The organism is Pseudomonas sp. OTU750018 (assembly GCF_011636575.1).
Classification (GTDB): domain Bacteria; phylum Pseudomonadota; class Gammaproteobacteria; order Pseudomonadales; family Pseudomonadaceae; genus Aquipseudomonas; species Aquipseudomonas peli.
Map to the genome: position 1 here is coordinate 828,504 of NZ_JAAPAU010000001.1, position 14,620 is coordinate 843,123.

The 14,620-nt window shown below is 62.0% G+C and carries 12 protein-coding genes; 7 read left to right on the forward strand and 5 right to left on the reverse strand.

Going from position 1 to position 14,620, the window contains the following annotated elements; all coding sequences use genetic code 11:
- Positions 1 to 143 precede the first annotated feature (143 nt).
- Together HCI85_RS04065 and dmeF are read right to left on the reverse strand one after the other, a co-directional pair.
- A complete protein-coding gene (locus HCI85_RS04065) occupies positions 144 to 1,535 on the reverse strand; it encodes a PhoH family protein (protein WP_167142233.1) in 1,392 nt (463 codons plus the stop codon).
- 301 nt (positions 1,536 to 1,836) lie between these two features.
- Positions 1,837 to 2,856 carry a CDF family Co(II)/Ni(II) efflux transporter DmeF gene (dmeF, locus tag HCI85_RS04070; protein WP_167142236.1) on the reverse strand — a complete coding sequence of 340 codons (1,020 nt, stop codon included), beginning with the start codon at positions 2,854 to 2,856 and terminating at the stop codon, positions 1,837 to 1,839.
- Positions 2,857 to 2,995: 139 nt separating this feature from the next.
- Between dmeF and yaaA the strand changes: the two genes are divergently transcribed.
- From yaaA to HCI85_RS04095, 5 genes are read left to right on the forward strand one after another with little or no spacing between them, the layout of a single operon-like run.
- Positions 2,996 to 3,775 (forward strand): peroxide stress protein YaaA, encoded by a 780-nt coding sequence (gene yaaA, locus HCI85_RS04075; protein WP_090248867.1) that lies wholly within the window; start codon positions 2,996 to 2,998, stop codon positions 3,773 to 3,775.
- Between the two features lie 3 nt (positions 3,776 to 3,778).
- A complete protein-coding gene (locus HCI85_RS04080; RefSeq protein WP_090248869.1) occupies positions 3,779 to 4,243 on the forward strand; it encodes a multidrug transporter in 465 nt (154 codons plus the stop codon).
- A gap of 33 nt (positions 4,244 to 4,276) precedes the next feature.
- Positions 4,277 to 5,107 carry an SDR family oxidoreductase gene (locus tag HCI85_RS04085; protein ID WP_167142239.1) on the forward strand — a complete coding sequence of 277 codons (831 nt, stop codon included), beginning with the start codon at positions 4,277 to 4,279 and terminating at the stop codon, positions 5,105 to 5,107.
- 11 nt (positions 5,108 to 5,118) lie between these two features.
- Positions 5,119 to 5,508, forward strand: coding sequence for a hypothetical protein (locus HCI85_RS04090; RefSeq protein ID WP_090248873.1), 390 nt, complete (start codon positions 5,119 to 5,121; stop codon positions 5,506 to 5,508).
- A gap of 43 nt (positions 5,509 to 5,551) precedes the next feature.
- Positions 5,552 to 6,412, forward strand: a complete 861-nt coding sequence (locus HCI85_RS04095) for a DMT family transporter (RefSeq protein ID WP_167142241.1) — start codon at positions 5,552 to 5,554, stop codon at positions 6,410 to 6,412.
- A gap of 29 nt (positions 6,413 to 6,441) precedes the next feature.
- Here HCI85_RS04095 and HCI85_RS04100 read toward each other — a convergent pair whose 3' ends face one another.
- A complete protein-coding gene (locus HCI85_RS04100) occupies positions 6,442 to 8,439 on the reverse strand; it encodes a peptidase U32 family protein (protein ID WP_167142244.1) in 1,998 nt (665 codons plus the stop codon).
- A 152-nt stretch (positions 8,440 to 8,591) separates the two neighbouring features.
- Between HCI85_RS04100 and HCI85_RS04105 the strand changes: the two genes are divergently transcribed.
- Together HCI85_RS04105 and HCI85_RS04110 are read left to right on the forward strand one after the other, a co-directional pair.
- Positions 8,592 to 10,961 (forward strand): DNA polymerase II, encoded by a 2,370-nt coding sequence (locus tag HCI85_RS04105; RefSeq protein ID WP_167142247.1) that lies wholly within the window; start codon positions 8,592 to 8,594, stop codon positions 10,959 to 10,961.
- Positions 10,962 to 11,009: 48 nt separating this feature from the next.
- A complete protein-coding gene (locus tag HCI85_RS04110) occupies positions 11,010 to 12,191 on the forward strand; it encodes an AAA family ATPase (protein WP_167142250.1) in 1,182 nt (393 codons plus the stop codon).
- Here HCI85_RS04110 and HCI85_RS04115 read toward each other — a convergent pair.
- Entirely contained in the window at positions 12,188 to 13,093 is a 906-nt protein-coding gene (locus HCI85_RS04115; RefSeq protein WP_167142253.1) for a DMT family transporter, read from the reverse strand. The genes HCI85_RS04110 and HCI85_RS04115 overlap by 4 nt on opposite strands.
- Before the next feature lie 73 nt (positions 13,094 to 13,166).
- Complete coding sequence (gene arsJ / locus HCI85_RS04120) at positions 13,167 to 14,396, reverse strand: organoarsenical effux MFS transporter ArsJ (protein ID WP_167142256.1); 1,230 nt, start codon at positions 14,394 to 14,396, stop codon at positions 13,167 to 13,169.
- Positions 14,397 to 14,620 lie beyond the last annotated feature (224 nt).

Sequence of the window (14,620 nt, forward strand, 5' to 3'; positions counted from 1 at the left end):
ACAGACTCCAGGCAGGTGTCCGGCGATTGTAAACCCAGGGGTCAGGTTTCGGCACCTGTGAATGCCAGGTGATTCAGACGGGAGGTTACAGCGGCGTCCGGCCCAGCAGGCATAACGGCCTGCTGGGCGAGCGCGGATGAGGGTTACATATGGGTTTCGGCGTACTCGGCAAGGATCGAACGCGGCACACCCTGCAGGGTGATATGCACGCCATGCTCGAAGTCTTTGAAGCGCTCCGTCAGGTAGGTCAGGCCCGAGCTGGGCGCCGACAGGTAAGGCGTATCGATCTGCGCCAGGTTGCCCAAGCACACCACTTTGGAACCGCTGCCGGCACGGGTGATGATGGTTTTCATCTGGTGCGGGGTAAGGTTCTGACATTCGTCGATCAGGATCAGGCTCTGCTGGAAGCTGCGGCCCCGGATGTAGTTGAGGGATTTGAACTGCAGCGGGACCTTTTGCAGGATGTAGTCGACGCTGCCATGGGTATTCTCGTCGTCCATATGCAGGGCTTCGAGGTTGTCGGTGATCGCGCCGAGCCAGGGCTCCATCTTCTCGGCTTCGGTGCCCGGTAGAAAGCCGATTTCCTGATCCAACCCCTGCACGCTGCGGGTGGCGATAATTCTGCGATAACGCTTGCTGACCATGGTCTGTTCGATGGCCGCCGCCAGGGCCAGGATGGTTTTACCGGAACCGGCCGCGCCGGACAGGTTGACCAGATGGATGTCCGGATCAAGCAAGGCAAACAACGCCAGTGACTGATAGATATCCCGCGGGCGCAGGCCCCAGGCTTCCTGATGCATCAAGGGTTCCTGGTGCATGTCGAGAATCAGCAGTTCGCCATGCTTGATGCCCTTGATCCAGCCAACAAAGCCCTGCTCGTCGATGATGAACTCGTTGAGGTGAACCGCCGGCAAGTTGTCGATGAGCTGCACGCGGTGCCAGGTACGGCCGTGGTCCTGACGGGTTTCCACCTTGTTCACGCGGTCCCAGAAGGAGCCGTCCATGTTGTGGTAACCCTGCGACAGCAAGGACACGTCGTCGACCAACTGGTCGGTATGGTAATCCTCGGAATCGATGCCACAGGCGCGCGCCTTGAGGCGCATGTTGATGTCTTTGGTCACCAGCACCACGTTGAGACCGGGGCGACGGGACTTCAGCTCGACCAACTGGTTGATGATCTTGTTGTCGTTGAGGTCTTCCGGCAGCCAGGTGACCGGGGTGGCGCTCTTGCTCATCAGAATCGACAAATACCCACAGGGGCCGCTCTTGTCACGCTGAATGGCAACGCCGTGTTCCACTTCCTCCGGGTTGGCGCTGCCGAGAATCTTGTCGATTAGACGGATGGCCTGGCGGCACTCGGCGGCCACGCCCTGTTTGCCGGTTTTAAGCTTGTCCAGTTCCTCCAGTACGGTCATGGGAATCGCAACGTGGTGCTCCTGAAAATTCAGCAGCGCGTTGGGGTCGTGGATCAGCACATTGGTGTCGAGGGCGTACAGGGTTGGGGCGGTGGGCTTGGAGCGTCCGTGGTCATCCATACTCGGTCACCTTCTTGTAGTAGCCAAGCAACGCAGGGGCGAGTCTGCGCCGCGGAGGGGCCGTCGACTCCTCAGTGCCGAGGCTGAGAAGGCTGCAAAAAGGTGAGGGCCAATGGCCGCCACCTGTCTGCAGGGTTCGGCGGTCTTGCCTTTTAGATACTCCAAAAAAGATGACAGAAAAACGTTTTTTTCGGCATTTACCGGTTTATTTATCGGCGCGACAAATAGCGCTTGGCGACCTGTGCGGTCACCGTTAAAGTCGGAAGTCCCACCGGCTTTCGAGCCGCGCAGATTTTTCCATTCAGCCCCGCTCCACCCCGTGCACATCGGCACAGCGATTGACCTCCACGGTCACATGCACCAACTCCGCAATCCCCGCCAGCCGCGCTTTGTAGCGATCTGCCGAGCCGTCGCCATGGGTCACCACGCTGACGATGCAGGCGAACTGCGCCCGGCCAACGCGCCATAGGTGCAGATCGGCCAGCTCAGTGTCCGCTTCCTCGGCCAAAACGCTGCGTACACGCTCGACCACCGGGCTGTCCATCTCGCGATCAAGCAACACCTTGCCAGTTTCGATCAGCAGACCCTTGGCCCACACCGCGATAATTACCGCGCCAATCACGCCCATCAGTGGGTCGAGCCAGTCCCAGCCCAGCAGCAGGCCACCGAGCAAGGCGATGATAGCCGCCACCGAAGTCAGCGCATCGGCCAGTACGTGGATAAAGGCGGCATGGCGATTAAGGTCCTTGCCCGCCGCTGGCGCTGCGTGATCGTGATCGTGATCGTGATCGTGATCGTGATCGTGATCATCATGAGCATGCGCGCCAGCGTGACTATGGCCCTGGCCGTGGGCATGCCCGTGATCATGGCTATCACGCAGCAGCCAGGCAGAAGTCAGGTTGACCAACAAGCCAATGACTGCGACCCACAGCGCCATCTCGAAGGCAATCACCTGGGGCTGCAACAAACGCCAGAAGGATTCGAACGCCAGCATCGCCACCACCACCAGCAACATCAGCGAGCTGGCGAACCCGGCCAGAACCTCGACCTTCCAGGTGCCAAAAGCAAAACGTGGGTCGTTGGCGTAGCGTCGCGCTAGCAGGTAGGCCAGAGCGGTGAGGCCAATCGCGAGCATATGCGAGGCCATGTGCCAGCCATCAGCGAGCAAGGCCATGGAATTGAACGCATAACCGGCGACAATCTCCACCAGCATGGTCACCCCGGTCAGTGCGGCAACACGCCAGGCCTGACGCTCAGCAGTGGTTTCCAGCGGGCGGTAGTCGTGGGATGGCTCCCAGCGCGAATGGTTGCAGGCGGTCATGACAGCTCCTTGGAGGATTCGACCTGGGCAGACTACAACCCCGTGGCGGCCCCTGGGTCAAGCGTCTCAATCGCCCTTATAGGTAGTCTCAAGCGCCAGCAGCTTCTAGAATCGCCGCAGACTTTCAGGAGCACAGCTTATGTTGATGGTGATTTCCCCCGCCAAGACCCTCGATTACGAGACGCCGCCAGCGACCCCGCGTTTTACCCAGCCTGAACACCTCGACCACGCCCAGGAACTGATTCAGCAACTGCGCGACTTTACCCCGGCGCAGATCGCCGAGCTGATGCACCTCTCGGACAAACTCGCCGGTCTAAATGCCGCGCGTTTCGGCAGCTGGGAGCGACCGTTCAATCCGTCCAATGCCAAACAGGCGCTGCTGGCGTTCAAGGGTGACGTGTACACCGGGCTTAACGCCGAGGATTTCAGCGAGGCCGACTTCGACTTCGCGCAGACGCACCTGCGCATGCTTTCCGGTCTGTATGGCGTGCTGCGCCCGCTCGACCTGATGCAGCCCTATCGCCTGGAAATGGGCACCAAACTGGCCAACCCGCGCGGCAATAACCTTTATGACTTCTGGGGCGAGCGCATCAGTGGCTGGCTGAATGAGGCGCTGGCGGCTCAGGGCGACGAGGTGCTGCTCAACCTAGCGTCCAACGAATACTTCAGTGCAGTGAAACGCAAAGCATTGAATGCACGGATCATCGACACCGAATTCAAAGACCTTAAAAACGGCCAGTACAAGATCATCAGTTTCTACGCGAAAAAAGCCCGCGGCCTGATGGCCCGTTACGTGATCAAAGAGCGCCTGACTGACCCAGCCGGCCTCAAGGACTTCAACTACCAGGGCTATCGCTATTCGGCGGAACACTCCAAGGCTGATAGTCTGGTGTTCCTGCGTGACCAACCCGAGGCCTGAATAATGCTATTCGGCGCAATTCTGCTGTTGAGCTGGCTGATACTGCTGATCCGCTACCCGAGCAAGGCACTGCCGATCTCCCTCGGCGCGCTGATCGGCCTGGGCCTGGTCGCCAGCTGGGTGCTCTGGCAGGAAAGCCGCGAGAACCGCCACCTGGCCCACCTCGAATTACGCCTCGATTATGCCCCTGAGCGCTGCCCGGCGGATCGCCCGCTGGCCCTGAACCTGAAGAATGGCAGCGAAGCCGCACTGCTTGAGCTGCATTGGCAGATCGCCGCCTACCGCCCTGGCGACAGCGTCAACCTGGCCGAGCGCCTGTATGAAACCCCGCACTACAGTGGCCCTGGCGAATTGTTGCCCGGTGACGACTGGCAAGCCTGCCTGCCGCTACCCACGCTGCGCAGCGGCTACCGGGCCAAGACCCTGGAGTTTCGTGCTGAGCGCCTGCAAGGCAGCTTTAGCCGTTGACGGCTACCCCATTAAAACAATAAGGAAAGTTGCATGACCCAGCCCAGCGTACTGATCACCGGATGCTCCAGCGGCATTGGCCGCGCCTTGGCCGAGGTGTTTATGCAGGCCGGCTATCAGGTTTGGGCCACTGCGCGCAAAACTGAAGACCTCACAGCCCTGAGCGAAGCGGGCTTTAACGCCGTACAACTGGACGTTAACGATGGCCTGGGTCTTGGCCAACTGGCCGAACGCCTGAAAGCGGAGATCGGCGGGCTCGACGTACTGATCAATAACGCCGGCTACGGCGCCATGGGCCCACTGCTCGATGGTGGTGTCGAAGCCATGCGCAAGCAATTCGAAACCAACGTGTTCTCGCTGGTCGGCGTGACCCGCGCGCTGTTCCCGCTGCTGCGGCAGAACAAAGGGCTGGTGGTCAATATCGGTAGCGTCTCCGGCGTGCTGGTCACCCCGTTTGCAGGCGCCTACTGCGCCTCCAAGGCCGCCGTGCATGCTCTGACCGACGCCCTGCGCCTGGAACTGGCACCCTTCGCTATCGAGGTGATGGAAGTGCAGCCCGGCGCGATTGCCTCCAGCTTTGGCGCCAACGCCAGCCAGCAGGCCGAACAGCTGATTGATGAAGCCTCGCCCTGGTGGCCGATACGAGACGGCATCCGCGCCCGTGCCAACGCCTCGCAGGATAACCCCACGCCCACCAGCCACTTTGCCCGCAACCTGCTGGCCGCCGTGCAGAGTAAATCCCGGCCGAACCTGGTACGCCTGGGTAATGGCAGCCGCAGCATGCCGCTTCTGGCGGCGCTGCTGCCTAAACGCCTGCTGGAAGCTGTATTAAAGAAACGTTTCGGCCTTAATCGCAGCCTCTAGGAGCAAGCCTCATGCGCGAGCCAAGCCCCAGCAGCGTCGCGGTTACCCGCCTGGCCCTTGGCGGCGTGGTGGCGGTTATCGTGCTCAACCTGCTGCTGCGCACCTTCGTCAAACTCGGCGGGCTGTTGACCACGGTGCTGATCGCCGCCCTGGTGGCCGCTGGTATGACCCTGTGGTTCTCCTGGCGCAACCGCCGCGCACCCTTGCAAGGCGAACGCCGTCGCTTGGTCGCGCTGTACGGCGGCATCCTGGCGCTGCTCTACCTGGGGTTACTGGCCATGATGGCGTGGAAGGATGATCCCAGCCCCATGGGTTTGCTGATTTTTGGCCTGCATTATTTCTGTTATCCGCTGATGGCCTGGCTGTTTCTCGCCAAGGGTTTTGGCAAGCGCAGTGAGTGACTGCCTCCCCAAACGTCCCACTGACGCCGCCGTGGGAACGCCCATGTCATCCACCCGCCTTGTCTGCATGACGACACTCGCGCTGATCGCCTTCGCGGCCAACTCCCTGCTCTGCAGGGCGGCACTCGCCGACGGCAGCATTGATGCCGCCAGTTTTACCAGCATTCGCCTGCTCGCCGGGACCGCCGTGCTCTGGCTGATCGTGCGTATCCGCGCCGGTAGCGCCGCTGGCCAAGGCAACTGGCTATCAGCACTGGCCCTGTTTGCCTACGCCGCCGGCTTTTCCTTCGCTTACCTCGAACTGTCGACGGCCACCGGCGCCCTGCTGCTGTTTGGCGCAGTGCAAAGCACCATGATCGGTTATGGCCTGTACCGCGGCGAACGCCTGCGAGTGCCCCAGCTTGGCGGCCTGTTGCTGGCCATTGGCGGGCTGGTTGGGTTGCTGTTACCGGGTATCTCTGCACCGCCGCCACTGGCTTCGGCACTGATGCTGGGTGCGGGCATGGCGTGGGGAATCTATTCGTTGCGCGGCAAAGGCACGGGCGATCCGCTGCAGGTCACCGCCGGCAATTTCCTCCGAGCGGTGCCGATTGCGCTGATTCTGAGTGTCGCCATGCTCGGCGATCTCTCGCTGCAACACTCCGCAGGAATCGCCTACGCCATCGCCTCGGGCGCGCTGGCATCCGGGCTCGGCTATGCCGTCTGGTACAGCGCCTTGCCGGCCTTGAAAGCCACCACGGCCGCCAGCGTGCAACTCAGCGTACCGGTGATCGCTGCGCTGGGCGGTGTGGTGCTGCTCGCCGAACCGCTCAGCCTGCGTCTGCTCTTGGCCTCACTGGCCATACTCGGCGGCATTGCGCTGGTGATCCTGACTGGCAAGCAGGCCAGCCCAACCCGCCGCTGACGCGGCGGTGTGCAACCGCTGACCGACACTCAGCGCTTGATGGTCTTGAGCAGGTCATCCGGGGTGATATAGCCCACTACACCGCCGCTGCTTTGCGCGCTGCCCGGCTGTGGCTGATGCAGGATATGGCCCTTCATCTTGCCGATGATGTGCATCTCGCAGGGCTTGCAGTCGAACTTCAGGGTCAGCACTTCGTCCTGATGGATCAGCTGCATGTCCGAGACCTTGGTGCGTACGCCGGTCACGCCCTTGGCCTGTTTGGGGCACAGGTTGAAGGAAAAACGCAGGCAGTGCTTGGTGATCATCACCGGCACATCGCCCGCCTCTTCATGGGCCTCATACGCCGCGTCGATCAGCTGCACGCCGTAACGTTTGTAGAAGGTGCGCGCTTTGTCGTTGTAGACGTTGGCGAGGAAGGTCAGGTGCGATTCCGGGTACACCGGTGGCGGCACGCTCACCGGCTTACGCCCGCCACGCGGATGAGCGGCAACGCGCGCTTGAGTCAGCGCTTCGATGGCCTCGCGGCGCAGGGCCTTGAGTTGCGAGCCTGGGACAAACGGCACGGCCTCACAGTCAATCTGCGCGCCAGTGCTGTAGTAGATGGTGGTGCCCAGTTTGCTCAGGCCATCGGCCAGTTGCTCGCGAGCTTGCTCAGCATCCTTGGCGGCGGCGAACGGCCCGGCCAGGCTAACGCGAGCGCTGATGCCCTCTTCACTGGTGACGCTCACATTCAACTGATCACCCTGCACCGCCAACTGCCAGCTGACCGCAATGCGGCGCTCGGCGGAGGTTTTCTGCAAGGCCTGTTGCCAGTTGTGGTCGAGGTTGCGGTTGAGCGGCTGCTGCGGGCGCACGCGGTGCATGGCTTCGGGCATCTCATTAGGCTCGACGCGGTAGCGGTAGCGCTTCTCGCCGTCTTCTTCAAACTCGCCTTTGAGCTCGCAGATGTTGCTGCGAAAGCCCACCACTTCGCGCTTGATCAGCACGTTCAGGCCATCGCCGTTGGACAGCGGCGTATCGGTGACGGCAATCAGGTCGCGCTTGTTCACTTTCTCGATAAAGCCCACCGCCAAGCCGGTAAAGGTCGGCGAGTCGAACGCGCCGATGTCCACCTTGCGGTCGGTGACGAAATAATCAGTGCTGCCGCGGTGGAAGGTCTTGTCGGTGTCCGGGGTGAAGAAGTGCTCGGTGCGACCGCTGGCTGCGCGGGTCAGGTGCGGGCGTTGTTCGAGAATCACATCCAGCTCGCGGCGGTAGTGCGCGGTGATGTTCTTCACGTAGCTCATGTCTTTGTAGCGCCCTTCGATCTTGAACGAGCGCACGCCAGCATCGACCAGATAAATCAGGTTGTCGGTCTGGTTGTTGTCCTTCATCGACAGTAGGTGCTTATCAAACGCCACCACGCGGCCCTGATCGTCCTTCAAGGTGTATGGCAGGCGGCAGGCTTGCGAGCAGTCGCCTCGGTTGGCGCTACGGCCGGTTTGCGCGTGGGAGATGTTGCACTGCCCAGAGAAGGCCACACACAGCGCGCCGTGGATAAAGAACTCCACCGCCGAATCGACGTTGCGGCAAATGTTGCTGATTTCTTCCAGGTTCAGCTCGCGGGCCAGCACCAGCTGGGAGAAGCCGGCGTTGTCGAGAAAGCGGGCTTTTTCCAGGGTGCGGATGTCGCACTGGGTACTGGCGTGGATCTCGATGGGCGGCAGGTCCATTTCCATCACGCCCATGTCCTGCACGATCAGCGCATCGATGCCCGCCTCGTAGAGCTGCCAGATCATCTGCCGCGCTGGCTCCAGCTCATCCTCATGCAGGATAGTGTTGAGGGTGACGAACACCCGCGCATGGAACAGGTGGGCGAACTGCACCAGCTCGGCAATGTCCGCCACACTGTTGCTGGCGTTGTGCCGCGCACCGAAGCCGGGGCCGCCGATATACACGGCATCGGCGCCGTGCAGGATGGCTTCCTTGGCAATCGCGGTATCGCGCGCGGGGCTCAGCAGTTCGAGGTGGTGCTTGGGCAGGGACATGGTTTCGCTATCGGGCAGTCAATCAGGCCGAGCATTTTACTCGGAATAGCTGATTTGTCTGTGCCTGCTTGGCAGCCGCACAACAACTGTATAGGCATACAGATAAAAGCCTGCGTAGAATTGCCTCTCAATACAGACCCGAGAGCAACGCGGTGGACTTACAACAGGGCTTTCTGCTGACTCGCCACTGGCGTGATACGCCAGCCGGCACGCAGGTGGAGTTCTGGTTGGCCACCGACAGCGGCCCGCGCCTGCTGCGCTTGCCGCTGCAAACCTCAGTGGCCTTTATCCCGGCTGCGCAACGCGAGCAGGCGCAAGCGCTGCTCGCGGGCGAACGCGGCGTAGAGCTACGCCCGCTGGGCCTCAAGGACTTTCACCTGCGCCCGGTGCTCGGCCTGTATTGCCAACAGCACCGTACCTTGATAGACCTCGACAAACAGCTGCGCCGCGCTGGCCTGGACGTGTACGAAGCCGATGTGCGACCGCCCGAGCGCTACCTGATGGAGCGCTTTATCACCGCTCCCGTGCAGTTCACCGGCACGCCCGATGCGACCAATCCAGCCCTACTGCTGGAGGTGCAGATCAAGCCCTGCGAGGGTTACCGCCCGACGCTCAAACTGGCCTCGCTGGACATCGAGACCAATGCCTTCGGCGAGCTGTACTCCATCGCCCTCGAAGGCTGCGGCCAGCGCAACGTGTACATGCTCGGCCGTGCGCCCGAACAACCGCCGCAGGTGGATTTCCAGCTGCACTACTGCGCCAGCCGTGGCGAGTTGCTCGAATGCCTGAACCAGTGGATGGCCGCACATGACCCGGACGCGATCATCGGCTGGAACCTGGTGCAGTTCGACCTGCGTGTGCTGCATGAACATGCGCGCAACCTGGCCATCCCCCTGCGTTTGGGCCGTGATGGCAGCGAGATGCAGTGGCGTGAGCATGGCAGCGGCAACGGTCACTTTTTTGCTGACGCGGCCGGGCGCTTGATCATCGACGGCATCGAGGCGCTGCGTTCGGCGACCTGGAGCTTTCCCTCGTTCAGCCTGGAAAACGTCGCGCAAACCCTGCTTGGCGAAGGCAAGGACATCTCCACGCCCTACCAGCGCATGGACGAAATCGACCGTATGTTCCGCGAGGACAAACCCGCTCTGGCACGCTACAACCTGCGCGATTGCGAGCTGGTTACACGGATCTTCGGCAAAACCGCGATCCTCGACTTCCTGCTGGAGCGCGCCACGGTCACCGGCCTGCCCGCCGACCGCAGCGGCGGCTCGGTGGCGGCCTTCGAGCACCTGTATATGCCGCTGATGCACCGCCGTGGTTTTGTTGCACCGAACCTGGGGGACAACCCGCCGCAAGCCAGCCCAGGCGGCTTTGTCATGGAGTCGCAGCCGGGGCTGTACGAGTCAGTGCTGGTACTCGATTACAAGAGCCTGTACCCGTCGATTATCCGCAGCTTTCTGATCGACCCGGTGGGGCTGATCGAGGGCCTGCGCCAGCCGGACAAAGCGCATTCGGTGCCGGGCTTCCGTGGTGCGCGCTTCTCCCGCACGCAGCATTGCCTGCCGGCCATAGTTGAGCGCGTATGGCAGGGCCGTGAGGCGGCCAAACGCGAACACAACGCGCCGCTGTCGCAGGCGCTTAAGATCATCATGAATGCCTTCTACGGCGTGCTCGGCTCGAGCGGTTGCCGCTTCTTCGACACGCGCCTGGCTTCGTCCATCACCCTGCGCGGCCACGAGATCATGGCCCGCACCCGCGCGCTGATCGAAGCCGAGGGTTATGCGGTGATCTACGGCGACACCGACTCCACCTTTGTCTGGCTCAAGCGCCCGCATGCTGAAGAGGACGCCGCACAGATCGGCCGTGCACTGGTGGCCAAGGTCAATGCCTGGTGGCGCGATCACTTGCGTGATGAGTACGGCCTGGAAAGCGCCTTGGAACTGCAGTTCGAAACCCATTACCGGCGCTTTCTGATGCCGACCATTCGCGGCACTGAGGAAGGCAGCAAGAAGCGCTACGCCGGCCTGATCACCCAGCCTGACGGTGGCCACAAGATGGTCTACAAAGGCCTGGAAACCGTGCGCAGCGACTGGTCGCCGCTGGCCCAGCAGTTTCAGCGCGAAATGTATGAGCGCATCTTTTTGGGCCAACCCTATCAGGACTATGTACGTGATTACGTCAGCCGCACACTCAACGGTGAACTGGATGAACAACTGATCTACCGCAAACGCCTGCGCCGCCTGCTCACCGATTACGAACGCAACGTACCGCCCCATGTGCGCGCCGCGCGCCTGGCTGACGCGTACAACGCCGCCCACGGCCGACCGCTGCAATACCAGCGCGGCGGCTGGATCAGCTACGTGATCACCACCGCTGGCCCACAACCGCTGGAAGCACGCAGCGCCGCCATCGACTACGACCACTACCTGACCCGCCAACTGCAACCGGTGGCAGATGCCATCCTGCCGTTTGTTGAGGATGATTTTGCAACCTTGATCGGCGGGCAACTAGGCTTGTTTTAGGCAAGTCGCGCCACTAAAAACCCTTCATTAGCTGTCAGGACGACACCCATGCTGCACACCCTCGCCGTCGCCAACTACCGCTCGATTAACAATCTGGTGCTGCCGCTGGGCCGCCTCAATCTGGTGACAGGGGCCAATGGCAGCGGCAAATCGAATCTCTATCGCGCCCTGCGCCTGCTGGCGGAAACCGCCCAGGGCGGCGTGGTCAATGCATTGGCTCGCGAAGGCGGGCTGGACTCCACCTTCTGGGCCGGGCCGGAAACCCTCAGCCGGCGCATGCTCAGCGGCGAGGTGCCGGTGCAAGGCGGTCCACGCAAGGAGGCCCGACGTTTGCGCCTGGGCTTTGCCGGCGATGATTTCAGCTATGCCATTTCACTCGGACTGCCGGAGTCCAACTCCGGCGAGAGCCGCGACAAGCCCAGCGCCTTCGCTCTGGACCCCGAGATCAAACGCGAATGCATCTGGGCTGGGGGCAGCTATCGTCCCGCCTCACTGCTGGTGGATCGCGCCGGCGCGATGGTGCGTATGCGTGAGGGGCGCAACTGGCAGGTGATGGCCCAGCACCTGCCGAGCTTCGACAGCCTGTATGAGCAGATCGGCAATGATCCGGCCTGCCCGGAGGTCTCCCACCTGCGCGAGCATATTCGCCGTTGGCGCTTCTACGATAACTTTCGTAGCGATGCCGAAGCGCCCGCGCGCCAGCCGCAACTGGGTACCCGTACCCCGGTGCTGCACCACGACGGTCGTGACCTGGCGGCGGCGTTGCAGACCATTCGTGAAATCGGCGATGTCGCTGCGCTGGATGCGGCAATCAGCGACGCCTTCCCCGGCGCACGTTTGCGCATCGACTTTCAACAAGGCGGGCGCTTTGCCGTCGAACTGCAACAGGAGGGCCTACTGCGGCCATTGTCGGCCAGCGAGCTGTCAGATGGTACCCTGCGTTATCTACTGCTGGTCGCCGCCCTGCTCACCCCACGGCCGCCATCGCTAATGGTGCTGAATGAGCCGGAGACCAGCCTGCACCCCGACCTGCTGCCAGCCCTCGGCCGGCTGATTATCGCTGCGTCGCAACACACCCAAGTCTGGGTGGTATCCCACGCCAGCCGCCTGATCGCCACCCTGGAGCAACACCCCGAGTGCAATGCCATCGTCCTGGAAAAACAGCTGGGGCAAACCGTGATCCAGGGCCAGGGCATGCTCGATGAGCCGGCGTGGAAGTGGCCGAGTTAACCCTTGGCGGCCAGGGCAACCGTTGCCGGTAGCGCCTTGGGCTTACGAAACACCAGCACGTTACCCAGCATCACCAGCAGCAGGCCGAACAGCGCCGGTGCGGTCCATTGGTAGCCCTCGACAAACACCGAGATATTCAGCGCTACCACCGGGAACAACACGGTGCAGTAGGCCGCGCGCTCCGGGCCCATGCGCCCGACCAGGGTCAGGTAGGCGGTAAAGCCGATCACCGAACCGGGAATCGCCAGGTACAGCAGGGTGCCGATGTAACGGGTGTTCCACTCGAAACCGAACGGCGTGCCGCTGACCAGGCAGATCGCCACCAGCATCAGCGCGCCATAGAGCATGCCCCAGGCATTGGTGGTCAACGGCTTGAGACCGGCCTTCTGCTGCAGGCTGGAGAGCATATTGCCGGCGGAGAAACACAGGGTGCCGATCAGCGCCAGGCCGATACCCAGCAGAGTTTCACGGCTGGCTTCCTGCCCGGCCAGTTGCGGCCAGAACAGCAGCGCCAGACCGCCGAGGCCCAGCGCGCCGCCGGCCAGTACATTGGCGGCGATCTGCTGTTTGAAGAATAGCCGCGCGTTGATCGCGTTCCACAGCGTTGCAGTGGAAAAGATCACCGCCACCAAGCCGCTAGGGATCCACTGGCTGGCGGTGTAGAAGCACATAAAGTTGATGCAGAACAGGCACAGCCCCTGCGCCAGGCAGATCAGCTGGCCGCGCTTATCGAGTTTCTGCAGGCGCCCGCTAAGCAGCAGAACGGCAAACAGCACGGCAGCAGCCAGGGCAAAGCGATAGGCGATGGAGGCAGCAATTGCCACCTCGCCCAGTTGCAACTTGAGGGCGATCCAGGTGGTGCCCCAGATCAGTACGGTGAGCAGATAGAGCGACAGGTTCATCAACAGACTCCCGGTAGATGGTTGAGAGTCTGCGCCTGATCGGCCTGGCTGTTCTTGCACAAACTTGCGCTTTTTACTCCCTCAGACTGATCGCGCGGTGCCGAGGCAGTCCAATGGAGATCAGCGCTGCCAGCAGGACAAAGGCCGAGGACACCCACAGGCAGGCCTCCAGACCATAGGCCTGATAGACCCAGCCCGATAGCAGCGTACCGAGCAGCCGGCCGAGGGCGTTGGACATGTAATAGAAGCCGACATCCAGCGACACACCGTCTTCCTTGGCGTAGCTGACGATCAGATAACTGTGCAGCGAGGAGTTCACCGCAAACAGCGCGCCAAACAGCATCAGCCCGCCGAGCAAGACCCACTGCGCCGGCAAGTCACTGCTCAGACCCAGGGCAATGGCGGCGGGCAACCCGGCCAGCACCGCAGCCCAGGCGAATGCCGCGCGGCCATCCGGCAACTGGCCGCTGGCCTTGCCGGTGATGACTGGGGCGAAGGACTGCACCATGCCGTAGCCAATCACCCACGCAGCGAGAAAGCCGCCAACCAGCCAGAAACCCCAGCCAAACACACTGGACAGGTACACCGGCAGCGCCACCACAAACCACACATCGCGGGCGCCGAATAAGAACAAGCGTGCGGCCGACAGAATATTGATCGCCCGGCTCTTAGACATAATGTCGCGAAACTTCGGTTTGGCTTTCGCCTTGCCCAGATCCTTTTTCAGCAGCAACAGGCTGGCCAACCAGATCAGCGCCAGCACCGCCGCCATGGCCAGCACTGCGCCAGTGAACCCGAGCAGCGCCAGCAGCGCACCGCCCATAAAGAAACCCACGCCCTTCAGCGCATTCTTCGAGCCGGTAAGGATCGCCACCCACTTGTACAGCGTGCCCTGCTGACTGTCCGGCACCAGCAGCTTGATCGAGCTTTTCGCGCTCATCTTGTTCAGGTCTTTGGCGATACCGGACAGTGCCTGCGCACCCATCACCCAGGGAATCGTCAGCCATGCCGCCGGTACGGTGAGCATCAGCAAGGCCGCCACCTGCAGGCCCAGGCCGATATTCATGGTGCGATTCAGCCCCAGTCGCGCGCCCAGATAGCCGCCGACCAGATTGGTCACCACACCGAAAATCTCATAGAACAGAAACAGCGCGGCGATCTGCAGTGGCGTGTAACCGAGGCTATGAAAATGCAGCACCACCAACATGCGCAACGCACCGTCGGTGAGGGTGAAAGCCCAGTAGTTGCCGGTCACCAGCAGGTATTGGCGCACTTCGGGAGCGAGGCGGGATAAGGCGTGCATGTGCTGATTTCCTGATCAATCGCGGTGTCTTTAGCCCTTCTCCCCAAACCTCTTCCCAAAGGGGCGAGGGAGCGGACTTCATGCGGCTTAAAGAAAGCCACGAAATGAAGCGGGAGGCTTAACACTCCCCTCTCACGCTTGCGGGGCGGTGCGGGGAAAGCGAAGCACTGCTTCGCCCGCTAACGCGCCCTGAGTTCTGCGAAGGGCTGGGGCGCAGAGCGGGG

What these genes read in the sequence shown, in the direction of transcription:
- HCI85_RS04100 (WP_167142244.1), bottom strand. Translation starts at nt 8,439, where the DNA reads ATGTCCCTGCCCAAGCACCACCTCGAACTGCTGAGCCCCGCGCGCGAT.
- HCI85_RS04065 (WP_167142233.1), bottom strand. Translation starts at nt 1,535, where the DNA reads ATGGATGACCACGGACGCTCCAAGCCCACCGCCCCAACCCTGTACGCC.
- HCI85_RS04090 (WP_090248873.1), top strand. Translation starts at nt 5,119, where the DNA reads ATGCGCGAGCCAAGCCCCAGCAGCGTCGCGGTTACCCGCCTGGCCCTT.
- HCI85_RS04080 (WP_090248869.1), top strand. Translation starts at nt 3,779, where the DNA reads ATGCTATTCGGCGCAATTCTGCTGTTGAGCTGGCTGATACTGCTGATC.
- HCI85_RS04085 (WP_167142239.1), top strand. Translation starts at nt 4,277, where the DNA reads ATGACCCAGCCCAGCGTACTGATCACCGGATGCTCCAGCGGCATTGGC.
- yaaA (WP_090248867.1), top strand. Translation starts at nt 2,996, where the DNA reads ATGTTGATGGTGATTTCCCCCGCCAAGACCCTCGATTACGAGACGCCG.
- HCI85_RS04115 (WP_167142253.1), bottom strand. Translation starts at nt 13,093, where the DNA reads ATGAACCTGTCGCTCTATCTGCTCACCGTACTGATCTGGGGCACCACC.
- arsJ (WP_167142256.1), bottom strand. Translation starts at nt 14,396, where the DNA reads ATGCACGCCTTATCCCGCCTCGCTCCCGAAGTGCGCCAATACCTGCTG.
- HCI85_RS04110 (WP_167142250.1), top strand. Translation starts at nt 11,010, where the DNA reads ATGCTGCACACCCTCGCCGTCGCCAACTACCGCTCGATTAACAATCTG.
- dmeF (WP_167142236.1), bottom strand. Translation starts at nt 2,856, where the DNA reads ATGACCGCCTGCAACCATTCGCGCTGGGAGCCATCCCACGACTACCGC.
- HCI85_RS04095 (WP_167142241.1), top strand. Translation starts at nt 5,552, where the DNA reads ATGTCATCCACCCGCCTTGTCTGCATGACGACACTCGCGCTGATCGCC.